The organism is Streptococcus sp. 22.1, from assembly GCF_016648645.1.
Taxonomy (GTDB): Bacteria; Bacillota; Bacilli; order Lactobacillales; family Streptococcaceae; genus Streptococcus.
Window position 1 is genome coordinate 60,167 of sequence record NZ_JACLQK010000004.1, and the last position, 25,745, is coordinate 85,911.

The 25,745-nt window shown below is 39.7% G+C and carries 24 protein-coding genes and 1 riboswitch; of the genes, 3 read left to right on the forward strand and 21 right to left on the reverse strand.

Features of this window, described 5'->3' with window-relative positions; all coding sequences use genetic code 11:
• Positions 1 to 31: 31 nt before the first annotated feature.
• Positions 32 to 1,159 carry a hypothetical protein gene (locus H7U04_RS02820; protein WP_257056572.1) on the reverse strand — a complete coding sequence of 376 codons (1,128 nt, stop codon included), beginning with the start codon at positions 1,157 to 1,159 and terminating at the stop codon, positions 32 to 34.
• A 123-nt stretch (positions 1,160 to 1,282) separates the two neighbouring features.
• Here H7U04_RS02820 and H7U04_RS02825 point away from each other — a divergent pair, with 123 nt between their 5' ends.
• Together H7U04_RS02825 and xerS are read left to right on the forward strand one after the other, a co-directional pair.
• Positions 1,283 to 2,272 (forward strand): lipoate--protein ligase, encoded by a 990-nt coding sequence (locus H7U04_RS02825; RefSeq protein ID WP_110981394.1) that lies wholly within the window; start codon positions 1,283 to 1,285, stop codon positions 2,270 to 2,272.
• Between the two features lie 209 nt (positions 2,273 to 2,481).
• Positions 2,482 to 3,552 (forward strand): tyrosine recombinase XerS, encoded by a 1,071-nt coding sequence (gene xerS, locus H7U04_RS02830; protein ID WP_110981395.1) that lies wholly within the window; start codon positions 2,482 to 2,484, stop codon positions 3,550 to 3,552.
• A 162-nt stretch (positions 3,553 to 3,714) separates the two neighbouring features.
• Here the strand turns inward: xerS and H7U04_RS02835 are convergent, their stop codons facing one another.
• The 20 genes from H7U04_RS02835 to pcrA all read right to left on the reverse strand — a co-directional run bounded on the left by H7U04_RS02835 (position 3,715) and on the right by pcrA (position 23,767).
• Positions 3,715 to 6,255, reverse strand: coding sequence for a M1 family metallopeptidase (locus tag H7U04_RS02835; RefSeq protein ID WP_022496656.1), 2,541 nt, complete (start codon positions 6,253 to 6,255; stop codon positions 3,715 to 3,717).
• A 133-nt stretch (positions 6,256 to 6,388) separates the two neighbouring features.
• Entirely contained in the window at positions 6,389 to 7,042 is a 654-nt protein-coding gene (gene phoU / locus H7U04_RS02840; protein ID WP_004182526.1) for a phosphate signaling complex protein PhoU, read from the reverse strand.
• 28 nt (positions 7,043 to 7,070) lie between these two features.
• On the reverse strand, positions 7,071 to 7,829 hold the full coding sequence (gene pstB, locus H7U04_RS02845) for a phosphate ABC transporter ATP-binding protein PstB (protein WP_110981396.1): 759 nt from the start codon (positions 7,827 to 7,829) through the stop codon (positions 7,071 to 7,073).
• Between the two features lie 12 nt (positions 7,830 to 7,841).
• On the reverse strand, positions 7,842 to 8,645 hold the full coding sequence (gene pstB / locus H7U04_RS02850) for a phosphate ABC transporter ATP-binding protein PstB (protein WP_110981397.1): 804 nt from the start codon (positions 8,643 to 8,645) through the stop codon (positions 7,842 to 7,844).
• A 10-nt stretch (positions 8,646 to 8,655) separates the two neighbouring features.
• Positions 8,656 to 9,540: a phosphate ABC transporter permease PstA gene (gene pstA, locus H7U04_RS02855; RefSeq protein WP_110981398.1), complete on the reverse strand. Its 885-nt coding sequence runs from the start codon at positions 9,538 to 9,540 to the stop codon at positions 8,656 to 8,658.
• Positions 9,530 to 10,444 carry a phosphate ABC transporter permease subunit PstC gene (gene pstC, locus H7U04_RS02860; RefSeq protein WP_110981399.1) on the reverse strand — a complete coding sequence of 305 codons (915 nt, stop codon included), beginning with the start codon at positions 10,442 to 10,444 and terminating at the stop codon, positions 9,530 to 9,532. Before pstC ends, pstA begins: the two co-directional genes overlap by 11 nt.
• Before the next feature lie 2 nt (positions 10,445 to 10,446).
• Positions 10,447 to 11,322: a phosphate ABC transporter substrate-binding protein PstS family protein gene (locus tag H7U04_RS02865; RefSeq protein WP_110981400.1), complete on the reverse strand. Its 876-nt coding sequence runs from the start codon at positions 11,320 to 11,322 to the stop codon at positions 10,447 to 10,449.
• Positions 11,323 to 11,447: 125 nt separating this feature from the next.
• Positions 11,448 to 12,758 carry an RsmF rRNA methyltransferase first C-terminal domain-containing protein gene (locus H7U04_RS02870; RefSeq protein WP_110981401.1) on the reverse strand — a complete coding sequence of 437 codons (1,311 nt, stop codon included), beginning with the start codon at positions 12,756 to 12,758 and terminating at the stop codon, positions 11,448 to 11,450.
• An 80-nt stretch (positions 12,759 to 12,838) separates the two neighbouring features.
• On the reverse strand, positions 12,839 to 13,606 hold the full coding sequence (locus tag H7U04_RS02875) for an inositol monophosphatase family protein (RefSeq protein ID WP_110981531.1): 768 nt from the start codon (positions 13,604 to 13,606) through the stop codon (positions 12,839 to 12,841).
• Positions 13,596 to 13,877, reverse strand: coding sequence for a UPF0223 family protein (locus H7U04_RS02880; RefSeq protein WP_004182521.1), 282 nt, complete (start codon positions 13,875 to 13,877; stop codon positions 13,596 to 13,598). The genes H7U04_RS02875 and H7U04_RS02880 overlap by 11 nt, the downstream gene beginning before the upstream one ends.
• Positions 13,870 to 14,283: a Spx/MgsR family RNA polymerase-binding regulatory protein gene (locus H7U04_RS02885; protein ID WP_002890965.1), complete on the reverse strand. Its 414-nt coding sequence runs from the start codon at positions 14,281 to 14,283 to the stop codon at positions 13,870 to 13,872. Before H7U04_RS02885 ends, H7U04_RS02880 begins: the two co-directional genes overlap by 8 nt.
• A 69-nt stretch (positions 14,284 to 14,352) precedes the next feature.
• A complete protein-coding gene (locus tag H7U04_RS02890; protein WP_110981402.1) occupies positions 14,353 to 15,264 on the reverse strand; it encodes a bifunctional riboflavin kinase/FAD synthetase in 912 nt (303 codons plus the stop codon).
• Entirely contained in the window at positions 15,261 to 16,142 is an 882-nt protein-coding gene (gene truB, locus H7U04_RS02895; protein WP_073949854.1) for a tRNA pseudouridine(55) synthase TruB, read from the reverse strand. Before truB ends, H7U04_RS02890 begins: the two co-directional genes overlap by 4 nt.
• Before the next feature lie 119 nt (positions 16,143 to 16,261).
• The gene (locus H7U04_RS02900; protein ID WP_073949853.1) at positions 16,262 to 17,608 is read right to left on the reverse strand and encodes a DUF438 domain-containing protein; all 1,347 of its coding nucleotides are present in this window, start codon (positions 17,606 to 17,608) and stop codon (positions 16,262 to 16,264) included.
• Position 17,609: 1 nt separating this feature from the next.
• Positions 17,610 to 17,843 carry a DUF1858 domain-containing protein gene (locus H7U04_RS02905; RefSeq protein ID WP_110981403.1) on the reverse strand — a complete coding sequence of 78 codons (234 nt, stop codon included), beginning with the start codon at positions 17,841 to 17,843 and terminating at the stop codon, positions 17,610 to 17,612.
• Positions 17,844 to 17,931: 88 nt separating this feature from the next.
• Positions 17,932 to 18,552, reverse strand: a complete 621-nt coding sequence (locus tag H7U04_RS02910) for a restriction endonuclease subunit S (RefSeq protein ID WP_110981404.1) — start codon at positions 18,550 to 18,552, stop codon at positions 17,932 to 17,934.
• 126 nt (positions 18,553 to 18,678) lie between these two features.
• Complete coding sequence (tpx, locus tag H7U04_RS02915; RefSeq protein ID WP_110981405.1) at positions 18,679 to 19,173, reverse strand: thiol peroxidase; 495 nt, start codon at positions 19,171 to 19,173, stop codon at positions 18,679 to 18,681.
• 67 nt (positions 19,174 to 19,240) lie between these two features.
• The gene (locus tag H7U04_RS02920; RefSeq protein WP_110981406.1) at positions 19,241 to 19,996 is read right to left on the reverse strand and encodes an HAD hydrolase family protein; all 756 of its coding nucleotides are present in this window, start codon (positions 19,994 to 19,996) and stop codon (positions 19,241 to 19,243) included.
• A 60-nt stretch (positions 19,997 to 20,056) separates the two neighbouring features.
• Positions 20,057 to 21,337 (reverse strand): O-acetylhomoserine aminocarboxypropyltransferase/cysteine synthase family protein, encoded by a 1,281-nt coding sequence (locus H7U04_RS02925; protein ID WP_037597805.1) that lies wholly within the window; start codon positions 21,335 to 21,337, stop codon positions 20,057 to 20,059.
• 120 nt (positions 21,338 to 21,457) lie between these two features.
• The gene (pcrA, locus tag H7U04_RS02930; protein WP_110981407.1) at positions 21,458 to 23,767 is read right to left on the reverse strand and encodes a DNA helicase PcrA; all 2,310 of its coding nucleotides are present in this window, start codon (positions 23,765 to 23,767) and stop codon (positions 21,458 to 21,460) included.
• Positions 23,768 to 24,072: 305 nt separating this feature from the next.
• A riboswitch (glycine riboswitch) is annotated at positions 24,073 to 24,179 on the forward strand.
• Positions 24,180 to 24,275: 96 nt separating this feature from the next.
• Here pcrA and H7U04_RS02935 point away from each other — a divergent pair.
• Positions 24,276 to 25,619, forward strand: a complete 1,344-nt coding sequence (locus H7U04_RS02935; RefSeq protein ID WP_110981408.1) for an alanine/glycine:cation symporter family protein — start codon at positions 24,276 to 24,278, stop codon at positions 25,617 to 25,619.
• The last annotated feature ends 126 nt before the right edge of the window (positions 25,620 to 25,745 follow it).

Consider the following 25,745-nt stretch of genomic DNA (forward strand, 5'->3'; position numbering starts at 1 on the left):
GGTTAGCTGTGTTTACATAAATTTAATTCTGTCACTTATGATAATGATTCAATATATCATTAATATATGCTTCTTTATTTGATGCATCATAAGTTTTAGATGTTGAGTATTTTAGATAATGGATTTGATCTTTTGCAGTTCTGGATTCTTCTTGTAGGTATGAATCTGTTATGGTAATTTTAAAATTCTCGCTCTTACCTGTTAAATCAAGGCTTAGTGGAAAATTTGTAAATTCATCTGAGTAAAAAGCCATTTTATAAAAGTTGTACCTGTCACCCCTAAAGCTATTTAAGTGAGGAAACGTTATATTGTACATTCCATCCCAGTAATTCCCATACTCTCTAATTTCGTAGTCATCGAAAAATTCCTGGATTCTTTCTTTGTTAGCAAAATCTTTATCAAAAGTAACAAAGGGAGTTTGCCAATCCCATAATGGAATTTTGCCTTCATTTCCATAGATAAAATAACTTTGCATTTTTCCTGATTTAGGATTTTTCAACTGAAAGTGGTATTTACTGACACCTTCTTTGACAGCTCCAGTTTGATATAGGGTATCCCCAGGGACTATCAAAAAAAGAAAATCTCTTAGATATAATTCGAAGTCGGCATCCATTGTTTTGTCATGTAATCCAGGGAAACGCTGAATTATTTGTCTGTAATTCTCTGCATTAGAAAACCATTCTTTATCAAAGCCTGGACCGACTTCAAAAACTTTATGATCGAAATAGTTTTGATATTCTTCATAATGGTTTTCAGTAGAGGTCACCTGTCCAAATGGTAAAGTCATATTGGTATTATCTGTAAAAGTAATATGTAAGAAAAGTCTTCGGGGATCAATTCCTTTATCAATATAATGGCCGACCTTATAGGCAGACAAATCATCTGGAAAATCGTCTTTTCCGAAGTGTAGAACCTCAATCTCAATATCTTTGACAACTTTTCTTTGAGGTATTATCTTCTTGACACTGTAATGATAAGCCTTGTAATAGTAATTCTCCTTATCATAGAGGTAAGGCTTATAAGCTCTTTGGTAGGCATTATAGAGAAAAATTCCAAGGGTTACAAAAAGAAGCAGAGCTAAGGCTATTTTGAACTTTTTATTTATTTTATTAGTTAGCCTTGAGAAAAAGAGACTCAATTTACTAGGATTTTGTATCATGTCAAAACTCCCCATATATTTTATACTATTATATCATGAAAATCCTTATAGCTAAGGCGTCTTCGTGTACTTTGTCACTGTTTTCCTTTATAATATAAGTATCACATTACAAGAGGAGACCTCATGAAATATATCGTAAATACATCAAACGATCCTGCCTATAATATTGCTTTGGAAGCCTATGCTTTTCGTGAATTGGTGAATGAAGATGAATTGTTCATTCTTTGGATTAACCGTCCAGCTATCATTGTCGGTAAGCACCAAAATACCATTCAAGAGATTAACAAAGAATATACAGATGCTCATGGTATTAAGGTCGTTCGCCGTTTGTCTGGTGGTGGCGCTGTTTATCATGATTTGAATAACCTGAACTATACCATCATCTCTAATAAGGCAGATGAAGGTGCTTTTGACTTTAAGACTTTCTCTCAACCTGTAATCGCTACACTTGCTGATTTGGGAGTTAAGGCTGAATTTACTGGCCGTAATGACCTTGAAATCGATGGTAAAAAGTTCTGTGGAAATGCTCAAGCTTACTATAAAGGTCGTATGATGCACCATGGTTGCTTGCTTTTTGACGTTGATATGTCGGTTCTTGGACAAGCCCTTAAAGTCAGCAAAGACAAAATCGAATCAAAAGGCGTTAAATCTGTACGTGCTCGTGTGACCAACATCGTCGACGAATTGCCAAAAAAAATCACTGTAAATGAATTCTCAGATAAAATCTTGGAAAAAATGAAAGAATTCTACCCAGAAATGACAGAATACGTCCTTTCTGAAAGCGAATTGGCTAAGATTCAGGATTCTTATGAGAAACAATTCAATACATGGGATTGGACTTACGGACAATCACCAGAATATACAGTAGAACGTAATGTTCGTTACCAAGCCGGTAAAATCTCAACCTATGCCAACGTTGAAAATTCAATCATTAAATCTGTTAAGATTTACGGAGATTTCTTTGGTATCGGAGATGTATCAGATATTGAAGACTTGTTGGTTGGTGTACCTTATGAGTACGAAGATGTCTTGGCAAAACTTAAAACTATTGACACAACACATTATTTCTCACGTATGACAACCGAGGAGGTTGCAAAAGCTATCGTAGCTTAATCATTGTTTGAACAATCTGGAAAACTCCAGGTTGTTTTTTCTTTTATCATTGACTAAGTGAGTCTCTATATAGATAGGCTGGCCGGTAAATCTATAAAAACCTCTAAGTAAAAAACACCTTATAATATCTTTCCGAAAAACTGTAATTTTCTTGAAAGAAAGATAAGGGTATGATATACTTCTATTAAGTAACTTTGGAGAAAAAACAAATGAAACGTGAACTCTTACTCGAAAAAATTGAGGAATACAAATCTCTAATGCCCTGGTTTGTTCTGGAGTATTATCAATCTAAACTATCGGTACCGTATTCTTTTACAACTTTATACGAATACCTTAAGGAATATAAACGCTTTTTTGATTGGTTGATTGACTCAGGTATTTCAGATGCTGATGATATTGCCTCAATTGACATCAAAACCTTGGAAAATCTAACTAAAAAAGATATGGAGTCATTTGTCCTTTATCTACGTGAACGTCCATCTTTGAATACCTATTCCAAGAAACAAGGTGTCTCTCAAACGACCATTAATCGCACACTCTCAGCTCTATCTAGTCTCTATAAGTATTTAACTGAGGAGGTCGAGGGTCCTGATGGTGAGCCTTATTTCTATCGTAACGTCATGAAAAAAGTTTCTACTAAGAAAAAGAAAGAAACTCTAGCTGCACGTGCTGAGAATATCAAACAAAAACTCTTTCTTGGCGATGAAACCATGGAATTCCTAGATTATGTAGAAAATGAATACGAAGTCAAGCTCTCAAATCGCGCCAAATCTTCGTTTTATAAGAATAAAGAACGTGATTTGGCTATCATTGCCTTGCTACTGGCTTCAGGTGTTCGACTCTCTGAAGCTGTTAATCTGGACCTTAAAGATATCAATCTAAAAATGATGGTCATCGACGTCACTCGAAAAGGTGGCAAACGGGACTCAGTTAATGTAGCAAGTTTTGCAAAGCCCTATCTTGAAACTTATCTCAGTATACGTGATAAACGCTATAAGGCTGAAAAGCAAGATGTTGCCCTCTTTTTAACGAAATATCGAGGGGTTCCAAACCGTATTGATGCTTCAAGTATCGAAAAGATGGTTGCCAAATATTCTCAGGATTTCAAAATTCGTGTGACTCCCCACAAGCTTCGACATACTCTGGCAACACGCCTTTATGATGCTACAAAGTCTCAAGTTTTAGTGAGTCATCAACTTGGCCATGCTTCCACTCAGGTTACTGATCTATATACGCATATTGTTAATGATGAACAAAAAAATGCTCTAGACAATTTATAATTGGCTATCCCAACCATTCCTATTTGGAGTGGTTGTTTTTATTTTACATAAATTTAATTATGCTAAGGACGTTTTGTTATTTCTTTAAATACATAACTATATTTATGTAAAGTATCATACACAAAAAACAAACTCTCCTTCACGGAAAGCTTGTTTTTCTTATTAATAATCTTTAAGAGCAGATTCAACGGCTGCTTTTTCTTTTTCAATCAAGTTTACTCGTGCGGCAATTGTCTTAATTCCCATTAAGATATTACGTTCCAAGGCTTTATCACTTGTTTGTGGCTCGAAGAAAGCAATATATTGATCAAGACGTTCTTGCGTTTTAAAGATTGATGCTGGGATATTAACAAAGCTATCAAAGCTCATATCACCACCAAGGGCTGCTTTAATCCAATCCCAGTTATCTTTTGCCCAGTTCCAAACGGTTTCTTGAGCAAATGATTTGCTGAGGAAATTCATATACCAGAGATACAAGTCTTGAGGTTTAACGACATGTTTGTCTTTAAGCTGACTTAACACGTAGTCGAGGCCTTCTTGATTTTTAAGGTATGAAACTGCTTGAGTTAATTGACGACGGAAGTTACTATCATTTGTTGTGACGTATGCGTTGACATAGTCCTCAACAAGGGTAAGACTGTCTTCTTGTTTCATTTGGTTAATGAGGACAAGACCACGGACACTTGCAGGGATGCTTTCAATGTTTTCTTTATGAGCTTGGAAAACACTTGCAGCTGCAAGGACTGCTGGTTGATAGTCTGCTTGAATCAAGTAGCTTAGTGCCGTTTGACGAACCATTTCATCTTCATCTGACTCTCCATCCTTGGCATCGAAACCAAGACGTTCAAAGTCATTTTGGAATTGACGACGTACCAAAGCCTTGTAGTGCACTTCTGCTTCTGTATCCTCATCGATAAAGCGTTTCAAACCAGCGAGGATTTGAGACTTAGCTTGCGCGATCAAGAAGCTTTCTTCTTTTTCGACAAGATCAAGAAGAGCCACTAGGCTTGCATAGGAGATACGGCCACTTTCAGCAAGAAGACGACGTTCTTGCAAAATTTGAAGTTTACTTACAGTATCAAGGTTAGCAAATTCCTCTAAGAGTTGGTCCAAGAGTTGTCCTTGGTAGTCTGTGATGTAATGTGCCGTATTTGCTGTATTAAGGCGAAGAGCTCCATTATTTTCAGCAGCAAGCTGGCTATAATTTGGAATCTCAATACGCTCTTCTGAGAGTGTGTCTGGAAGTCCTTTCCAGTTTGTGTTCAATGGAATTTCCCAAAGACGCCCTTTATCTTCATGTTCACCAATGAAGAATTGTTTTTGACTAAGAATAAGAGTGTCATCAACAACTTCTGCACTAACAACAGGGTAACCTGGTTGCTCCAACCAAGTATCCATGAAACTAGAGACATCTTTACCAGAAGCATCAGAGAGTGCATTCCAGAGGTCACGTCCAATAGTGTTGTTGTACTGGTGTTTTTCGAAGTAAGCTTTAAGTCCTTTGGCAAAGGCTTCATCGCCTAACCAACGGCGAAGCATATGCATGAGACGGCTACCCTTAGCATAAACGATAGCACTATCAAAGAGGGTATTAATCTCATCTGGGTGATTAACTTCCATGTGGACTGACTGAACACCATCTGTAGCATCACGCTGGAGGGCATGAGGCACACCAGTTGTTTGGAAATCTTCAAAGATGTTCCAGCTAGGTTCAATGGCATCTACTGAAACATACTCCATCATATTGGCAAAGCTCTCGTTAAGCCAGAGATCATCCCACCATTTCATCGTTACAAGGTTACCGAACCATTGGTGAGCCAATTCGTGGGCAACCACGAGAGCTACTTGTTGACGACTTGCAGCTGAGCTATTTTCGTCTACTAGTAGGTAAACTTCACGATAGGTAACAAGTCCCCAGTTTTCCATGGCACCTGCTGAGAAGTCAGGAAGAGCCAGATGGTATGACAATGGGATAGGATATTTGACTTGGAAGTAGTCTTCGTAGAAATCAATGACACGAACGGCAATATCAAGGGCAAAGTCAACGCTGTTTTCAGCTTGTGCAACTGTAGCGAAGACACCAACTTCAGTTCCGTTTTGCGTTTTCGCTGTCTTACCTTGAAGAGCTCCAAAACCAAAGGCAAGGAGGTATGTTGACATACGAGGGGTTGTCTCAAATGTCCAAACCCCAGTTTCTTCACGCAAATGGCTATTGATTTCAGGCATGTTTGACAAAGCGATATCGCCTTCTTCAGCATCAAATTTCAATGAGAAATCAAAAGTAGCTTTGGCTTCTGGTTCATCAACAGATGGGAAGGCTTCACGCGCAAAATGAGATTCAAACTGCGTTGAAATAATCTCTTTCTTCTCACCATTGTAGGTGTAATATGATGGGTAAATCCCTGTCATATTATCTGTAATACGACCAGAGAATTCAATGACAAGCGTCAAAACACCGGTCTCTGGAAGTTCAATATGGAAGGCTTCGTTAGCATCATCCATTTGGAAGTTCAATGATTCATTATCCAAGAGAACGGAACTAATGGTAAGGTCTTTTTGGTGAAGGGAGATATGGTTATCAAGGGCTTCACCTGTGATGGCAACATTCCCTGTAAAGGTCTTTTCAGAACGATTAATGTCCAAGAAAAGATTGTAGTTTTCAGGGATGAAACTTTCGATAAAACGAGCAACAGATGCTGTCATACGTATATACTCCTAATCTAACTTTTCGTATCGAAACAGACTGACAAATGTTTCGATATTAGACTCTTTTACAAAAGAAAAGGGTCTGAATTATTCAATACAAACCCATTATAACATAGATTGGAAGCTTTGCCTACAGTTCAATGATTTTACCAGATTTGAGGTAGACAACCCACTCGCAGAGATTGCGGGCATAGTCACCGATACGTTCCAAATACATAAGTACTTGGAAATATTCTTTGGCAGCGAAGGCAGCATCTGGATTCTTACGAACACCTTCTACTGTCATAGCTTGAATATCACGGAAATAGTTATCAATGATTTCATCTGAAGCTGCGATTTCATAAGCGCGTCGTTCGTCACTGTTCAAGTAAACATCTAGAGCATCTTCGACCATGTGGCGGACTGCTTTCCCCATTTTCTTGATTTCAGCTTCAATTTCAGTTAGACGCTCTTCACCTTTAATGCGGATGGTTGCTTTAGCGATAGCAACGGCATGGTCACCCATACGCTCAACGTCGCTAGATGCTTTAAGTGCGGTGATAACTGTACGCAAATCACTTGATACAGGTTGCTGTAGAGCAATAATTTCAAGTGATTTTTTCTCAAGTTTGGTTTCGTAGTTATTGACGATTTCGTCATTTTCAATGACTTCCTTAGCCAAATCACGGTCATGGCTGATAAAGGCACGTACAGCTTTCTTAAGCTGAGCTGCAACCTCTGTACCCATAGCGTAAAATTGGTTGTGGAGTTTTTCTAATTCTTCTTCGAAGGGAGTTCGTAACATCATAATTTTTTTAGTAATCTGTCCTTTCTTAACCGAATTTACCGGTAATATAATCTTCAGTTTCTTTATGTTGTGGATTTAGGAACATGTCTTTCGTTGTTGAATACTCGATGAGCTCTCCATCAAGGAAAAAGGCTGTTCGTTGTGAGATACGACTTGCCTGCTGCATAGAACGAGTGACTAGCAACAAGGTGTATTGTTCTTTAAGGTTATAGAGGGTTTCCTCAATCTTACCAGCGGATATAGGGTCGAGGGCCGACGTTGGTTCGTCAAGAAGGATGACCTTTGGAGATGTGGCTAGCACTCGTGCAATGCAGACACGTTGTTGTTGCCCTCCTGAAAGTCCAAGTGCTGAGTCATGGAGACGGTCTTTAACCTCTTCCCAGATTGAAGCACCCTTTAGTGATTCTTCTACTGCTTGATCAAGAACAGCCTTATCTTTGATACCATTGATACGAAGTCCGTAAACAACGTTTTCATAGATTGACATTGGAAAAGGGTTAGGTTGTTGGAAGACCATTCCGATTTCTTTTCTGAGCTCAACAGTATCTGTTCTAGGACTATAGACATTGTGACCGTTGTATGAAACAGCACCAGTAAGTGTCCATTCGGGATTTAAATCTCCCATTCGGTTGATAGAACGGAGCAGGGTTGATTTCCCGGATCCTGAAGGACCGATAAGGGCCGTGATTTCATTTGGATAGAAATCCATTGTCACATTATTGAGGGCTTTTTTCTTATTGAAATACACCGATAAATCATTAATTGAAATGATTGGTTCAGTCATAAGTGCTCCTTTCTATCCAAAGCGTCCTGATACATAGTCACTGGTTGACTGTAGGGCAGCATCTTGGAAGATTTTCTTGGTTTCATCATATTCGATAAGATCACCAAGGTAGAAGAATGCTGTATAATCACTAGCACGCGCTGCTTGTTGCATATTGTGCGTCACGATGATAATAGAGTAATCTTCCTTAAGTTCAAACATGGTCTCTTCGAGCTGCATAGTAGCTACAGGGTCCAATGAAGCTGCAGGTTCGTCCATGAGGAGAATCTGCGGTTTCACGGCAATAGCTCTTGCAATACAAAGACGTTGCTGCTGACCACCCGAGAGGGTAAAGGCAGATTTATGAAGGTCATCTTTAACTTGATCCCAAAGTCCAGCTTGCTTAAGTGATGTTTCAACAATCTCGTCCAAGGTTTGCTTATCTCTTACACCTTTACGTTCGTGAGCAAAGGTGATATTTCTGTAAATAGACTTGGCGAATGGATTTGGACGTTGGAAAACCATTCCAATATGTTTACGCATTTCATAAACATTGATATTACTTGCGTTAACATCGACTCCTTGATAAAGGATTTGTCCAGTAACCTTTGCAATATCAATCGTATCATTCATACGGTTTAGACTACGAAGAAAAGTTGATTTACCGCATCCTGAAGGCCCAATAAGAGCTGTGATTTTATTTTTCTCGAATTGCATGTCAATGCCTTTGATGGCTTCTTTTTGACCATAGTAGACATGCAAGTCCCTTGTTTCAAGAGCGAGCTCCTTCTCTGGGAAGGTGATAATATGACGCTCGTCCCAATTATATTTTGTCATAATAACTCCTTTAAGCGGATGTTAATTTCTTATGGAGGTAAGCTCCCAAACGACGTGCACCAAAGTTGAAAATCAGAATGAAAATCAAGAGCACTGCTGCTGAACCGGCAGATACTGCAGTGGCGTCAGGTGTCGTACCTTCTGAGTTGACCTTCCAGATGTGAACAGCAAGTGTCTCTGCTTGGCGGAAAATCGAAATTGGACTAGAGATGCTAAGCGGATTCCAGTCGCTCCAGTTAAGTGCTGGTGCAGATTGACCTGCTGTATAGATAAGCGCTGCTGCTTCTCCGAAAATACGACCAGAAGCAAGAACGATACCAGTAACAATACCAGGTAAGGCTTCTGGAACAACAACGTGACAGATAGTTTCCCAGCGAGACAAACCTAGAGCTAGGCCAGCTTCACGTTGGGTATGGTGAACGGTTCTTAAGCTATCTTCAACCGTACGAGTCATTTGTGGCAAGTTAAAGACAGTTAAGGCCAAGGCACCTGATAGGATTGAAAATCCATATTGAAATTGGACAACGAAAATCAAATAACCAAAGAGTCCGACCACCACTGAAGGTAGTGAAGATAGGATTTCAATACAGGTACGGACAAAGTTGGTAAGTCGTCCTTTTTTAGCATATTCTGATAAGAAGATGCCAGCTCCCATTGAAAGAGGCACAGAAATAATCAAAGTAATAACCAATAGGAAGAATGAGTTGTAGAGTTGAACCCCAATTCCTCCACCAGCTTTGTAGGATGATGATTGACTAGTCAAGAAAGACCAGCTGATGTGTGGTATCCCGCGAACCAAGATATAGAGAATCAAGGCGGCCAGGATTGTTACAATAATGCCAGCAATCACATAGAGTGTGCTGATGGCAATTTTATCAATTTTTTTAGCGTTCATAATTTCTCTTTCTCTCACGGGTAATGAATTTCACCAACATATTGAAACCAAGACTCATCAATAAGAGCACCAGGGCGAGAGACCAAAGGACATTGTTTGAAACAGTACCCATGACTGTATTTCCGATTCCCATAGTCAAGACAGATGTCAATGTTGCTGCTGGTGTCGTTAAAGAAGTTGGAATCACGGCGGAATTTCCGACAACCATTTGGATGGCCAGAGCTTCACCAAAGGCACGGGCCATACCAAAGATAACGGCCGTGAAGATACCTGGTTTAGCCGCATTAAGTGTCACACGCCAAATCGTTTGCCAGCGTGTAGCCCCCATCGCTAGACTAGCTTCACGATAGTGACGAGGCACTGCACGAAGCGTATCTGTTGTCATAAAGGTTACGGTTGGTAGAATCATGACGAACAAGACAAAGGTACCTGAAAGAATACCAAAACCTGTTCCACCAAAAATTAAGCGAACAAATGGAACCACTACTTGGAGACCAATAAATCCATAAACAACGGATGGAATTCCGACCAAAAGTTCAATAGCGGGTTGTAGGAATTTAGCCCCTTTAGGAGAAATCTCAGTCATAAAGATGGCTGCTCCAATGGCAAATGGGGTTGCAACCAAGGCTGAAAGCAAAGTCACTACGAATGATCCCAAAATCATTGGTAGAGCCCCGAATTTGCCTTCAGATGGTGACCAATCACCACTAAAGAGAAACTCGACCAAGCTAATTTTATTGACAAAGAAAGTCGCCAGCCCTTTTTGAGCAACGAAAAGTAAAATCATCGCTACGATGAAAACAATCAAGGCCAGGCAAAGGAAAGTGATTGTTTTACCAAACTTTTCGAGGCGTGAATTTTTAGAGGGTGATGTTAATTGCTTCACCAATTCTTCATTTTTCATGCTTATTCCTCACTCTTCTTTGAGACTTTACCATCAGCATCCTTGGTAACTTTCATGCTATGGATGGAAATGTAACCCATTTTTGCGACGACGTTTTCTTGGACTTCGTCACTCATCATGTAATCTAAGAAATGTTTGGTATAGCTATCCGGTTTTCCCTTGGTATACATATGTTCGTAGGACCAAATCGGCCAATCGTTAGTTGCAACATTTTCAGCTTTGGGTTCAAATCCATTTAACTTCAATGTTTTAACAGAATCATCAAGGTAAGCAAATGATAGGTATGAAATAGCACCTGGTGTCTGAGCAACGATTGACTTAACCATACCGTTAGAATCTTGCTCTTGGGTACGGATTGGTGATTTACCATCCATAATCACTGCATCGAAAGTTGCGCGTGATCCTGAGCTAGCTGCACGGTTAATAATAGTAATCTCTTGGTCTTTACCACCAAGCTGTTTCCAGTTTGTGATTTCACCAGTGAAAATCTTACGCAGTTGTTCTGTTGTCAAGTTATCTACAGAGACTTCTTTGTTTGTAATAACTGCAATCCCAGCAACGGCAACTTGAAAGTCGACAAGCTTACTAGCATCAATTCCCGATTTTTCCTCGGCAAAAAGGTCACTGTTACCAATTTGAACGGCACCGGATTGTACTTGAGAAAGTCCAGTACCAGAACCGCCCCCCTGAACGTTAACGATATTGTCAGGGTTCTTTTCAGCAAACCCATCTGCTGCCGCCTCCACTAAGGGTTGAAGGGCCGTAGAACCAACTGCTGTAATGGACTGGCCACGGTCAATCCAAGAGGCACAGCCAGTTAAAACCAGCATGGCCATTGCCAGTGACAGAATCACTGCAAGGACTTTTGTTTTTTTCATTTTTGTCCTCCGACATTTTGTAACATAAGTAAGAAAGTGTCTCATAGATATGCTGTTAAAAGACACCTATCTAATTATAACAAGTATAGGATAACTAAGTCATATTAAAGTTTGGTTACAGGTTCTTAAATGTGAAATCTTAATCCTTTAGGATAGTAGTTTTTAACCGTATTTCCAACAACTTTAGCAAACCCAAAACCATTGCCGTCCACTAAAAGCTGATACCAACCGTTAGGATGTGTTTGATTTAGAGTAACCACATTACCAGAAACGTATTGGGTAAACTGGTCTTGACTTAGCTCTATACTTGAAACAACTTCATCAGATGTTAAAGCAATTCCAAAAGCAAAACTTGGTTCGAAACGTTTTTTCTTGAAGACACCAAGATGCAAACCGTTACGAGCGATTTTAACTTTAGAAAGGTCTGGGAGCCCTTTTGGAAGCAGGTAGAGATTGTCCCCAAAAACTTGCAGTAAACCATCCAGTCTAGTTTTAAGGTGTTTTTTTGCAAAATCTTCCCAAAGTTGCTTCTGCTCCTTGTTTAGGTTAGATTTTCCCTCTTTGATACGTGTTTGCTCAGGCACGCGCTTATCCTGGAATTTTGCCACAAACTGGCCTTCACCTTTGAAATGGTGTGGATACATTCGAGCTGTTTCTGGAAAATCAATTCCATCACTCATGCCATTTAATTTAGGGATTGCCACCAATTCAAGATCAGGATTATTTTCTAAAATCCAAGCAACAATACCTTCATTTTCCTCAGGAGACCATGTGCAGGTTGAGTAGATCAATTGTCCACCAGGAGCGAGCATTTTCAAACCGTCTGATAAGATGTCCTTCTGTAATTGTGCCAGTTCACTAGGATACTCCTTATGCCAATATTGGATTGCATCAGGATCCTTACGAAACATTCCTTCTCCAGAACATGGTCCATCAAAGACAATCGTATCAAAATAATTTTTGAAAACTTTGGCTAGTTTATCAGCTGACGTGTTTGTCACAATAACATTTCTCGCTCCAAAACGCTCAATGTTTTCAACTAGAATTTTGCTACGCTTTGGATTGATTTCATTGCTGACCAACAGTCCTGTATTATCTAGGTAACTAAGAAGATGAGTAGACTTTCCGCCTGGAGCAGCTGCCAAGTCTAAGACACGACTTCTCTTGGCAGGAGCTGCTACTTGAGCAACCATTTGAGCAGCTGGTTCCTGAGAATATACCAAACCAGTTGCATGATCGGCAGATTTTCCAGAAATTTTACCGTAATGGCCCCAAGGTGTTTCAGGAATGGCATTAGGAAAGTCCTTCTGTTGCTTTTTAAGAGGGTTGGTACGGTAGGCGGACACGGCTTCTTGGTCAAAAGATGCAAAGAAGTCCTTCGCTTCATCTCCAAGGAGCTTATTATATTTTTCTATAAAGTCTAATGGAAATTGCATAGTTTCCTTTCTATCAAAAAACTGGACTAACCAAGAGAACTTGCTGTTCTGATTTGTCCAGTATGGTTTTGTGTTTCAAATTAATTTTCTGAGCCCATAATATGCTTGATCTCTTCAAGTCTGTCTTTAGGGACAAGCATCACAGCTTGACGACTAGAATAATCCAGTGGTTCTCCAGAAATGGTCTCAAGGTGATAACCCAATTTTTCTCCCATAATACTTGCTGCGGCATAGTCCCATGGGTAAATAACTGAAAAGTAAGCTAAAATTTGACCAGATAGGACTTTTGACATGCTTAAACCAGCACCACCGTAGACACGAACGCCCAAGGTCTTATCAATAAGGTCTTTTAAGCCGTGAAAATTTTTAGCATACATAGCTCCATTGCTAGCGACTAGGCAACGGTCTAAAGGTGGGTTTTTATATGCTGGAAGCAACTTGTCATTACAATACACATCAAACTGGCCACCACCATAGAAAAGTTGATCAGCCATGACGTTATAAATGAGGCCGAATTTTCCTTGCCCCTCTTCATAGTAGGCAATCATAACACAAAAATTATCTTGTTGGACAATAAAATTGACCGTTCCATCAATAGGATCCAAGACCCAGACATTTCCATCTTTGATATTATGAACCAAGCCATTTTCTTCAGCGAAAATATTGTCTGAAGGGAAGGAGGATTTAATACGTGCCACGAGTAAATCTTGTGTTTGTTTGTCAATATTAGTTACTAAATCATCAAAAGCCGTCTTTTCTTCGACCGTGATAGTTTTACTCAAACTTTCTTTAATAAAAGCACCGGCTTCTTTGATGATTTCTTTGGCGAAAATCAGTTTATTTTCCAAGTGATACAAATCCTTTATCTTTTGCTTTAGCAGCTTTGACAGCTTGATAGGTTGAAAAACCGCTAGCTTCTTCAAAGGCCTTGTCTAGTTGTTTTTCAGGTGCTTTGCCTGGAACAACGGTTTTAAATGCCTTATAGGCTTGCAAGAGTTGGTCACGGTCAACCTTGCTCTCGTATGCTTTTTCTACCTGACTCAAAAAATGAAGCACTGTGGTAATTTCCTCAGTGCTCCATGATGGATCGAGTGGGTAGGAATAATTTCCTTTAGTCATTGTTACCCTCAATTTCAGCTCGAATGGTCGCTTGGCGCAATTCTTGCTTTCTATAATCACGAGGCAAAAAGGCACGAATTTCATCTTCGTTGAAACCAATTTGCATGCGTTTGGTGTCCATAATGATAGGTCGACGAAGAAGATTTGGGTATTCAGAAATCAATTGAATGAGTTCCTTGATGGTCAAATCATCCACATCGATATTCAGCTTCTGAAAGACTTTTGAACGAGTTGAAATGATATCTTCAGTACCATTTTCCGTGTAAGACAAAATCTTCATTAACTCATCGTGAGTTAATGGGCTCGTGATAATATTGTGTTCGTCAAAAGCAACTTCATGATTGGTCAACCAGGCTCGTGCTTTCCTACAGCTGGTGCAGCTAGGTGATAAAAATAAAGTTACCACGCAAACACCCCTTTCACTTTAACATTCCTAATCATTATACATTATTTGATTAGTTTTGGCTACGCTTTCTTAAAATTTTTCCGCGATTTTTTTATCAGCCTCCAGTTGAGCACATAGTTCATCGATATTATTGAACTTAATCATATCACGGATATAATCCAGCCAAAAAACTTCAATTGTCTTTCCATAAATATCGCCTTCAAAATCAAAGATATTGGCTTCAAGACGGAGTTCTGTTCCCCCAAAGGTAACGTTTTTTCCTAGGCTAGTCATGGAACGATAACGTTTGCCATCAATTACAACATCGGCAACATAGACACCATCAGCTGGTAGAAAAGTCCTATCAATAGGTGCTAAATTTGCTGTTGGAAAACCAATGGTACGTCCACGGGCATCACCATGCACCACGATGCCACGTGTAGAGAATTCATGGCCAAGGAGTTTATTGGCTTCTTTAACCTTGCCTTCTCGTATTAATTGACGCACACGTGTTGACGAAATCTTTTCACCATCGCTTTGTTGCTCCTCAATGACATGAACATTACCAGAAAAATTACGGGCTAGGTAGTCCGCATCTGTTCGATGATGTCCAAATTTGTAATCAAAGCCCACAACAACCTCTTGGGCTTTTAGACGTTTAATATAACGAGCAATGAAATCGTCTGAACTTGTTCGAGCAAAATCACTATTGAAATCTGTTAAATAAAGCTGATCAGTGCCATAGGCTTTAAAAAGATCACAACGTCTCTGAGGTGCTGTGATATGAAGGAGGAGATCATCCGTATACCTTTGAAAAGTCAATTGAGGACTCTCATTAAAGGTAAGGACAGCTACTTCAAGCTGTTTTTCATCAGCAATCTGGCGCGCCTTATCAAAAAGGACCTTATGACCACGGTGAAGAGCATCGAAATACCCTAAGACAAGAACCGTTTCCTTTTCCTGATGGATATCTTTATAATCATTAATAGAAGTTACTTTCATTGACTTAATACTTTTCTAGGTTTATAAACTTGATTTCGCTTTTCCATGATGGCTAGAACCTTGTCTCCTAAAAAGGCCGCAACTAAGGGTTCTTGGCTATCGATAGTAATAAAGCGACCAAATGAAATTTCTTTAGCATCATCCTCAGTGACTTGAACAGCTGGTAGGTCCTGAACACCAAATTCGATGGGAAGGAGGAAGGAAGTATCCCCCGCTTCTACCATTTCTGAAATTTGTGAGAGTGTTAGTGCCTTATCTAAGGTTAGACCAGCTGAGGCTGTTCGACGAAGAGCAGACATATGACTCGCGTATCCGAGTTTAGCACCCAAATCGACAGATAAAGTACGGACATAAGTCCCCTTGCTACAAGCAACACGGAAGGTGAATTTTGCGGTATTGTTTTCCAATTCAATAGGAGAGGTACGGACAAATTCGGTAATTGTCACTTGACGTTGTGGACGCTCTACTTCTTCTCCAGCGCGGGCGTACTCATAAAGTTTCTTTCCGTTGACCTTAACCGCTGAATACATAGGAGGAGTTTGTGTGATTTCTCCCTCAAAACTAGCCATTGCCATATCGACGGTTTCTTCATCTAACTCTGTAACCGGAGTTGTTTGAACGACATCTCCACTAGCATCCTCGGTAGTTGTTGAAAATCCAATGGTAATTTCTCCCTCGTAGACCTTTCCTGCTTCAGTCATGTATTCAATAACACGAGTCGCTTTTCCAATCGCTATAGGTAAAACACCAGTAACATCTGGATCAAGGGTACCTCCATGTCCGATTTTTTTCTCTTGTAATATTTTACGTAGTTTAAATACAGCATCATGACTGGTCATTCCAGCCTCTTTTTTGAGATTAATAATTCCTGAAATCATACTTTTAATTATATCAAAAGCAATCCTAAAGAGCTAGGTAGAAACATAAAGAGGCAGAGAGCAAAGTCTCAAACCTCTTAAGTATTATAGTCATAAGCAATCGCAGGTCTGCTAGCTTATTAATCGATATCTCTATTAAGGTCGCTTTCCAATTCAAAGAAAGGCTGAATATCCTGCACATATTCTAGGACACCCTGAAAGTCTCCCTTGTCATCTCTAACAGCTGCATAGGTAACATAGACGAATTTTCCTAAACGTTCAGATTTGAACCACATTGGAACTTGGTCACGCTCTCCACTTCTTAGTAATTCAAAGATTTTCTTGACCTTATCAAGCACTTTTGGCGGATGACAAAGTTCAACGTTTCGTCCAATTTGGCTAGGTGTTCGTTTAAAAACCATTTCATTAGCAGGAACATTATCATTATAGTATTGGAAAATATCGTCTTTATTGACGAAAGTGATTTCCAAAGGAAGATGGTTGAGAATGAGATTGGCCTGCTCCACAGAAAGATAACCGTTGCCAAAAGGCTGAGTCGTTTCTCTATCTACGACAGTTTCAGTTTTTGGTTTTGGAGTGAAGCTGATGGTAAACTGCCCTTCGGGAGTGTCAATAATTCGGGTATTGTCCAGATGTTCGTCACTACTTAGTTCAGATTGTTCTTGCGATGTATCAGCATTTACCTCCTCAAAACGTTCACGCTTAGGTTTCCAGACAGCTGTAGGTTTTATTATTGCATAGCCATAGGCATCGCTTTCTTCGGCAATCGAAAGCCAATCGTCTTGCGTGAAGGTTTCAAGCAGAATCATAAGTAAGATAGCCTCTTCTTTGAAAATCATGGCTTCAAACTCTTCTGAGAATGCTTCGAAAGACTTTGAAAATTCTTCTAAATCAGCCTCTGGAAGTTCTTTTAGTTTAGCTTCTGCCGCTCTAAAAAGTTTTCGGATGTCATCGTCTACTCCCCACATCACTTTTGGAGGGGAGTCATGGCCGTAACGCTCCATTATTGGAAAGAAAAGCTTTTCTTTACGCGTATAATGATTATGGAATTGACCAAGTAGAGTCATCTGATGCTTAAGTCCATTGAACAAGTCAGATTTAAAATCTTCATTTTCAGGCTTACTAATATTTTCTATGATACGTCGGATACGGAGAATAGCTGAACGTAGGGCTAAATTCTCTTGTTTAAACACATAGACAGGGTGGCCCTCTTGATCAGTGTCTGCCACTTCCACATCTGCAATAGCACCTTTAAAGAGGTTTGCGTGGACATTACAGAGGCTCATTACGTCTTCAAAGGTAACCCCATCTTCTGATGACATCAATTCATGCTCCATCATAGAGATTTCGAGGGCAGATACTCCCTTGAAGTGTTGATTGAAGCGCTCTTGAACACTCTCAGGACTGGCTCCATGGTGCAAATCTAGTAGAATTTCTTTGAGTATTTGAATACGATTATCTTCCATATCAGTCACCAATTACGTCATAACCGTTGAAAATCAAGGTTTGCTTGATTTTATCTAGGGGAATATTAGCTAACTTAGAGCCAGCTTTTAGACTAGTCACCTTACCGACAGTATTTAGCATAGCTGGATTAGACAAGGACTTGAAACCGAGATCAATCAGTAATTCCTTAACCTCTGGATGCTCTTTAATGATTGTTGCAACAGGTTGTGATAAATCTATAGTGTTGGTAGTCATAATGACCTCCTAATAACATATTTACTACTTCCATTATACACGAGAATAATGAAAAAAAACCAACAAATCTTAGTTTGCTGGCTTTTGATTAATTTCCAAATAGAGCTTCTGTCACATTATGCTGGATATTTTCCCACTCCTGCTCAGCCCTCACCATCTTACGATGGTAATCAGCACGCCCACGCAAGTAGGCAGCAATTTGATAATCTTGCTTCACAATTGGTATCTCAGGAATTTTGATGTCTAGGAGATCAGCCGTCGATAAATTTAGGACGGCCTTTCCCTTATCAGCATAGTCTAAATAGGCACGACCAATCTCTGTCTCAAGAAAAAACTTGATGTAGAAACCACGGAGTTTTTCCTTAGGTCGTAATACTGTGATATTTGATGAGGCGACAACTTCACGCTTGCCCTGATCCTCGAAAACAGCAACTTTTTGTACAGTTCCCTTAGATGCAATAAGAACATCACCGTCTTCTAAGAGAAATCGTAAAAGTTTGCGTTGTTCCTCAGAAAACGTTTTAAGGGCATCGTAGGCAATGCCGTTGGGTGTCATATCCGATAGATTAATGACAGCAAATTCGCCAGGATCTGCCTTAGCAGGAACAGCTTTTCCTTTAAATTGATCGACAACATCGCCTAAACGAACAAGTTTGTCTGTATTAGCTTCGTAATCGATAATCAGTTGAGGTCTTTCTTTTTCAGACATTGAATCTCCTTTTTATATTTTACTATCCATATTGAGTATTGCTATACAATAATAGCAAGATGCTAATACTTTTGCAAGTAAAAACTGTAAGAAAGGCAAAAATAAAAAAGAGACCTGAGCCTCATTTTATAAGCTTTTAACCGCTGCTACTGCTGCTTCATAGTTTGGATCAGTATTGATATTGTTCAAATATTCGACATAAGTAATCTTATTGTCAGCATCTGCCACTAAAACTGCACGCGCTAACAAGTGCCATTCTTCAATGAGGACACCATAATCTTTACCAAAACTATTATCATAGTAGTCAGAAAGCATGATGGCATTTTCAAGTCCTTCAGCACCACACCAACGAGCTTGTGCAAATGGTAGGTCCACTGAAATAGTAATAACTACTGTATCGTCTAATTCTGACAATTCCTTATTAAAGGTACGTGTTTGAGTTGAACAGATACCAGTATCGATTGATGGAACGATAGAGATAACTTTTTTCTTTCCATCGAATTCTGAAAGTGATTTTTTCGTCAAATCTGCTGCTGTTAAGTTAAAGTCACGCAAGGTATCTCCAACTTGAAGTTGTTTGTCTTCTGCTACTGTAACTGGTTTTCCAATAAATGTTGGCATGTTAATTGTCCTCCAATACTTTTTTTACTATTGTACTGTAAATATAGCAATAAGCCTAAGCATTTGTTTAGAACTTTTCAAACAGTAGTCTAATTTTTTCAGCAATAACTGCATTAATTGCAGGAATAACCTCATCCGCAAAGTTTTTTAGGTAGGGATAATCACCAATTTGCACTCCATATATAGCATTTTTGAAAAGAGAAATATCATTTTGATCATTTCCAAATGCTACAAAGGCTTTACCAAAGTGGTTTAAAACAGTACTAGCCTTGGTCACACCTTTAGGATTAATGTAAAGACATCTTTCAATATCATGATAACTAAGGTCTAAACATTCCAGTTTGTTTAGATTAAAGATAAGGTCTTCACGTATATCTTCATGCTCTACAAGTGGAATAACAACTTTGATAGGCTCATTAAGTTCATGAACAGGCAAAATCCTTGCTTTGTTTAATGGATCAACATTTGAAAGAAAAGGGATTTGCTCAGGATTTTGAATAGCACAATTAAAGGTATCATCAATAAAATAAGGGAGATTATAAGTATCACAGTAGCTAACAATCGTTCTGAGAGCAGGAGAAGGTATTGTGTATTGTGATACTAAAAGTTCATCTTGAAAGACTTCGCCGCCGTTTAAGCCAACTACTATCAGCTTTCTCAATTCTCCTTCTAAAATACTAAGACAATCTCTGTAAGAGCGTGCTGTTGCAAAAATAATGTCATGCCCGTATTTTGGTGCAGTTAAAAGAACCTTTTGTAGGTCTTTTGACATGGTCATACCATCAAAACATAGGGTTCCATCCAAATCAAAAACAAATTTCATAGGGATAGTATAACAAAAAACCAGCTAAAGAGCTGGTTAAATTATTTTGTATTGAAATACTTAGATTTTATCAAGAGCTAGTTTTAAATCTTCAATCAAATCATCTGCGTTTTCCAAACCAACTGAGATACGAATTTGATTTGGAGTGACACCACAAGCCAGTAAATCAGCTTCTGCTAATTGTTGGTGAGTTGTTGTTGCAGGGTGCACCACCAAAGATTTTGCATCAGCAACGTTAGCTAAATCTGAGAAGATTTCAAGATTATCAATTACGGTACGTGCTTCGTCTTGTCCACCTTTAACATGGAAAGTGAAAATAGAACCTGGACCTTTAGGGAAGTATTTTTGTGCCAAGTCATAGTAAGGACTTGATGGTAATCCAGGATAGTTAACCTTTTCAACTTTTGGATGATTTTCCAAAAAGTCTACGATTTTTTTAGTATTTTCGACGTGGCGTTCGACGCGAAGTGAAAGTGTTTCAAGTCCTTGCAAGAGCAAGAAAGCATTGAAAGGTGCCAAGGCAGCCCCTGTGTCACGCAAAAGTTGTGTACGAAGGGCAGTTACAAATGCTGCTGGACCAACATCACGCGTATAGCTGATATTGTGGTAAGATGGGTCCTCGTCAACCAACTGTGGGAATTTGCCTGAAGCTTCCCAGTCAAATTTACCAGAATCGACGATAAGACCTCCAATAGTTGTTCCATGTCCACCGATAAACTTAGTTGCAGAATGAACCACGATATCTACACCATGGGAGATAACATTGATGAGATATGGAGTTCCAAAAGTATTGTCAGCAACCAATGGAATCTTATGACTGTGAGCAATCTCAGCAATTTTTTCAAAATCAGGAATATTGATAAGCGGATTTCCCAAAGACTCAATCAAGACAAGCTTGGTATTATCTTTGATAGCAGCTTCAATTTCTTCAGGATTGTCAACATCTACAAAAGTTGTTGTGATACCATAGCGTGGAAGGGTTTCTTTTAAGAGATTGAATGTCCCACCATAGAGGGTTGTCGCAGCAACAACGTGATCGCCAGCATGTGCCAAACCAAGGATAGCATAGGTGATTGCAGCCATACCTGATGCCGTAGCCAAGGCACCAACACCACCTTCGAGGGCTGCAATACGTTCTTCAAGTACTGCTACTGTTGGATTGGTAATACGTGTGTAAATATTACCAGGTTTTCTAAGGGCAAAGAGATCTTCACCTTCTTGAGCGTCGTCAAAAACATATGAAGTGGTTTGGTAAATTGGAACAGCACGTGATTTTGTTTCCTTGTCAGGTGTTTGTCCAGCGTGTAATTGTAAGGTTTCAAATGAAAATTCTCGTGACATATGGGTGTCCTCCAAAACAAAAGTTGCCTTCATTCTACACCCAGAAAAGCTAGCTGTCTAATAGAAATTTTTTATCAAAGTGATAGGGAGAGCTTATAAAAAGGACCTTTCGGTCCCTTTCTATTTCTTCACAATAGGTGCTACGCTTGCCAAGACTTTTTTAAGTCCAACTTCTGGGAATTTTATCTTAAGTTCCTGTGTCTTGCCACTTCCAGTTACTTCTAGGACGGTACCATCTCCCCACTTCTTGTGGTGAGCGATATCTCCGATTTCCCAATCAGTAGCTGAGTTGCCTGAGTCTGAAGCCTTACCAAAAGGTAGTCCCCCAGTGGCTTTTGAAAATGGCTGAGCACCAGTATGTCTTTGCGGCTGTGCATTTGCTTTTCTGGTCTGAAGCGCTTGTTGTAAACTCATGCCCTGACCAAATTGTGTAGGCTCTTCCTTTGTAAAACGAACACCAAATGATGAATTGGCTGGACGTGCTAGACCTTGATATTGTAATAAATCATCTGAAATTTCACGTAAGAAACGGCTAGGACGATTATAGCTAGTCTTACCAAAAAGCGTACGCGTATTAGCGTTGGTAAGGAAAAGAATCTCTTCCGCCCGAGTGATACCTACGTAAGCCAAACGACGCTCTTCTTCGAGTTCATCTGGCTCTTCTGAGGCACGTGACAAAGGGAACACTCCCTCTTCCATACCAATTAGGAAGACAACTGGGAATTCAAGCCCTTTGGCAGCATGGAGAGTCATCAAGGTTACCTCTGCTGCTTCCATATCACCATCGTCCGTATCAGCAATTAAAGCTAAATCGTTTAAGAAACGGCCTAAACGGTCAATTCCTGTCTCGTCTTCCGTACCATCGGTGTTGGTTTCGTCAAAATTCTTAGTAACAGACATGAATTCTTCGATATTTTCAATGCGCGCTTGACTTTCAAGTGTTTGTTGCATCGAAAGAGCATCCAGATAACCAGACTTATCCAAAACAGCCTCTACAGCTTCAGTGATGCTTAGTCCATCTAGCTGATCACGTAGGTTCAGAATCATGTTAGCAAAATCGTAAACGCCCTGAGCTGCTTTCCCCTTAATCGGTGATAACATAATATTAGCTGAAGCATCTAGGAGACTCATGTTTTGCTCATAGGCAAAGGTACGAATCTTTTCTAGTGTCCCAGGTCCAACTCCACGTTTAGGTTCATTAACGACACGTTCAAAGCTAATATTATCAGCAGGATTGGCAATTAAGTTCAAGTAAGAAATGGCATCACGAATTTCTTTACGGCTATAGAACTTGGTTCCTCCAACCATGGTATAAGGAATATTAGACTTGAGTAAAGCTTCTTCAATGGTACGAGACTGAGCATTGGTACGGTAAAGTACAGCGAAATCCTTGAAGTTCTTACCTTCTTCACGAATAATGTTATCAATAGTTGAAGCAACAAAAACAGCTTCATCACGCTCGTCATTAGCACGGTAATAAACAATTTGTTCACCGTCATCATTTTGAGTCCAAAGTTTCTTAGGACGGCGGTTACGGTTGTTCTTGATAACTTCGTTGGCTGCTTGGAGAATTTTCTTAGTTGAACGGTAGTTTTCCTCCAAGAGGACAACCTTAGCTTCAGGATAGTCCTTCTCAAAATCAAGGATGTTCTGCATGTCAGCCCCACGCCAACCGTAGATTGATTGGTCAGCATCACCCACGACACAGATATTCTTGAAGCGAGATGCTAAGAGTTTTACCAACTGATACTGAGCATGGTTGGTATCTTGATATTCATCCACGTGAATATACTGATAACGCTGCTGATAATAAGCGAGCACATCGGGATTTTTGTCAAAGAGACGCAGAGTCATCATAATCAAATCGTCGAAATCCATGGCTTCACTACGACGGAGCTCTTCCTGATAGGCTTTGTAACATTTAGCAACGATTTGAGTATACATGTCACCAGCTTGGTGCTCATAAGCCACTTCATCCAAGAGGTCATTTTTTGCGTTGGAAATCGTCCCTAAGATGGCACGTTCATTCCACTTCTTAGGATCAAGATTAAGATTCTTGAGAATACGTTTCATCAAAGTACGTTGTTCACCAGGATCCACGATAGTAAAGTTTCGATTGTAGCCAATATGGTCCGCTTCACGACGAAGGATTCGCACGCACATACTATGGAAGGTCGCAATCAAGGTTTCTGAAGTTGCTGGGTTTAAAGCCATAGCACGCTCACGCATCTCACGAGCTGCCTTATTGGTAAAGGTAATGGCCAAAATATTCCAAGGATTGATCATTTTTTCGTCAATAAGGTAGGCAATGCGGTGGGTAAGTACACGTGTCTTCCCTGATCCTGCACCAGCCATAATCAACAAAGGACCTTCAGTCGTTTGGACGGCTTCGGCCTGTTTGTCATTCATACCAGTTAATAATGGGTTCATCATATTCTCCATTCTCAAAAATAAGCTCTACTATTTTATCATTTTTTGGATGAAAATGCAGTCTCTATTCATAATGAGTGTGAAATAACTTTAGCAAATAATCGTTTGTTTTTATTGGGAGGTTGTTTGATAAAAATGATTGTTATTCCAAGCTTTTCTAGATTTTGGTGAAAGGGATTCTTAAGTATAATATTCGGTTTTTTATAGTTTTGATAAAAATTAGTGTTGACACTGTTCGGTTTTTTAGATAATATAGAACCACAATAAAATAAAAACCGAGTGATGTCATCAGGAAGACTGGTGATTGACGGACTTCTGGAGAGATCTTGAAGCAGCCTTAGCTGTAAACAAGACACCGAAGGGGCAAGGGGTAACAACCGAAACTCTCAGGTAAAAGGACAGAAAGCATCGCAAGTTTTTTTACTTGTAGTAATAGCTTTGTATTCTCAGAGGTCTGGTTAAGCCAAACCTCTTTTTGACGTCTCGGTTAAAGGAGATTGTTACATTCATGTTAGACTTTTTTACTACCATTGATGATTTTGTCTGGGGTCCACCCCTTTTGGTCCTTCTTGTAGGAACTGGGATTTACCTTACGCTTCGTCTTGGACTTTTGCAAGTTCTTCGTCTTCCTAAAGCTTTTAAACTTATCTTTGCTGAAGATAAAGGGGAAGGTGATATTTCTAGTTTTGCAGCCCTTGCGACAGCTCTTGCTGCAACTGTTGGTACAGGTAACATTGTTGGGGTAGCTACAGCCATCAAAACTGGTGGACCTGGTGCCCTTTTCTGGATGTGGATTGCCGCTTTCTTTGGTATGGCAACCAAATATTCCGAAGGTCTTTTGGCTATTAAATTCCGTACACTTGACGACCAAGGTAATGTTTCTGGTGGTCCAATGTATTACATCACACATGGTTTCTCTGGGAAATGGCAAACAATTGCTAAACCTTTGGCCTACTTCTTTGCCTTTGCAGGTGTCCTAGTTGCATGGTTGGGGATTGGTACTTTCTCTCAAGTTAACTCAATCACCGCCTCACTTCAAAACAGCTTTGACTGGTCACCAAAAATCGTAAGTATCTTACTTGCTCTTATAACTGCTGCCATCATTTTTGGTGGTATCCAATCTATCTCTAAAGTTTCTGAAAAGGTCGTACCATTTATGGCTGGACTTTATATCCTAGCAGCTCTTGTGGTTATCTTTACAAACTTTAATCAACTTTTACCAGTTCTTGAAATGGTCTTCCAATCTGCCTTTACTGGGAAAGCAGCCGTAGGTGGTTTTGCTGGTGCAACAGTCATGGTCGCTATGCGACTTGGTATTGCGCGTGGTGTCTTCTCAAATGAGTCAGGTCTTGGATCTGCTCCTATCGCCGCTGCTGCAGCTAAGACCGAAGAACCTGTTGAACAAGGTTTGATTTCAATGACAGGTACTTTCATTGATACGATTATCATCTGTACGCTTACAGGTCTTGCTATCCTTGTAACTGGTCAATGGTCAGGTAGCCTAGAAGGTGCCCCAATGACACAAGCCGCCTTCTCTTCTGTTTTTGGTACATTTGGTGAAATTGCCTTAACACTTTCTTTGGTTCTCTTTGCCTTTACAACAATCTTGGGTTGGTCTTACTACGGTGAACGTTGTTTCGAATTCATTTTCAAATCAACTAAATTCCTTCCACTCTACCGCCTCATTTTTGTGGTTATGGTTGCTCTTGGTGGTTACCTCACACTTGATGTTGTTTGGAAAATTGCAGATATCGTAAACGGCTTGATGGCATTGCCTAACTTGATTGCCCTCCTAGTCCTTTCACCAATCATCATTAAAGAAACCAAATCATACTTTGAACGCCACAAATAAACAAAAAGAGCTCAGGCTCTTTTTTCTTGTCTTTATCAGCACCAATCCTTGCGACTACTGCTCTTTTGCGTTACAATGAAATTAAATCATTTTTAAACTTATACAGAAAAAATCCAAAGGAATAAC

Bases quoted from the DNA above. Each gene is read 5' to 3' on its own strand.
- xerS (WP_110981395.1), top strand. From the start codon at position 2,482: ATGAAACGTGAACTCTTACTCGAAAAAATTGAGGAATACAAATCTCTA.
- pstB (WP_110981397.1), bottom strand. From the start codon at position 8,645: ATGACAAAATATAATTGGGACGAGCGTCATATTATCACCTTCCCAGAG.
- pstA (WP_110981398.1), bottom strand. From the start codon at position 9,540: ATGAACGCTAAAAAAATTGATAAAATTGCCATCAGCACACTCTATGTG.
- H7U04_RS02910 (WP_110981404.1), bottom strand. From the start codon at position 18,552: ATGTCTGAAAAAGAAAGACCTCAACTGATTATCGATTACGAAGCTAAT.
- H7U04_RS02835 (WP_022496656.1), bottom strand. From the start codon at position 6,255: ATGACAGCATCTGTTGCTCGTTTTATCGAAAGTTTCATCCCTGAAAAC.
- H7U04_RS02825 (WP_110981394.1), top strand. From the start codon at position 1,283: ATGAAATATATCGTAAATACATCAAACGATCCTGCCTATAATATTGCT.
- tpx (WP_110981405.1), bottom strand. From the start codon at position 19,173: ATGCCAACATTTATTGGAAAACCAGTTACAGTAGCAGAAGACAAACAA.
- pstC (WP_110981399.1), bottom strand. From the start codon at position 10,444: ATGAAAAATGAAGAATTGGTGAAGCAATTAACATCACCCTCTAAAAAT.
- truB (WP_073949854.1), bottom strand. From the start codon at position 16,142: ATGATTTCAGGAATTATTAATCTCAAAAAAGAGGCTGGAATGACCAGT.
- H7U04_RS02880 (WP_004182521.1), bottom strand. From the start codon at position 13,877: ATGACTAAAGGAAATTATTCCTACCCACTCGATCCATCATGGAGCACT.
- H7U04_RS02935 (WP_110981408.1), top strand. From the start codon at position 24,276: ATGTTAGACTTTTTTACTACCATTGATGATTTTGTCTGGGGTCCACCC.
- H7U04_RS02900 (WP_073949853.1), bottom strand. From the start codon at position 17,608: ATGGAAGATAATCGTATTCAAATACTCAAAGAAATTCTACTAGATTTG.
- H7U04_RS02820 (WP_257056572.1), bottom strand. From the start codon at position 1,159: ATGATACAAAATCCTAGTAAATTGAGTCTCTTTTTCTCAAGGCTAACT.
- H7U04_RS02870 (WP_110981401.1), bottom strand. From the start codon at position 12,758: ATGCAATTTCCATTAGACTTTATAGAAAAATATAATAAGCTCCTTGGA.
- H7U04_RS02890 (WP_110981402.1), bottom strand. From the start codon at position 15,264: ATGAAAGTAACTTCTATTAATGATTATAAAGATATCCATCAGGAAAAG.
- H7U04_RS02865 (WP_110981400.1), bottom strand. From the start codon at position 11,322: ATGAAAAAAACAAAAGTCCTTGCAGTGATTCTGTCACTGGCAATGGCC.
- phoU (WP_004182526.1), bottom strand. From the start codon at position 7,042: ATGTTACGAACTCCCTTCGAAGAAGAATTAGAAAAACTCCACAACCAA.
- H7U04_RS02920 (WP_110981406.1), bottom strand. From the start codon at position 19,996: ATGAAATTTGTTTTTGATTTGGATGGAACCCTATGTTTTGATGGTATG.
- H7U04_RS02905 (WP_110981403.1), bottom strand. From the start codon at position 17,843: ATGACTACCAACACTATAGATTTATCACAACCTGTTGCAACAATCATT.
- H7U04_RS02925 (WP_037597805.1), bottom strand. From the start codon at position 21,337: ATGTCACGAGAATTTTCATTTGAAACCTTACAATTACACGCTGGACAA.
- pstB (WP_110981396.1), bottom strand. From the start codon at position 7,829: ATGACTGAACCAATCATTTCAATTAATGATTTATCGGTGTATTTCAAT.
- pcrA (WP_110981407.1), bottom strand. From the start codon at position 23,767: ATGAACCCATTATTAACTGGTATGAATGACAAACAGGCCGAAGCCGTC.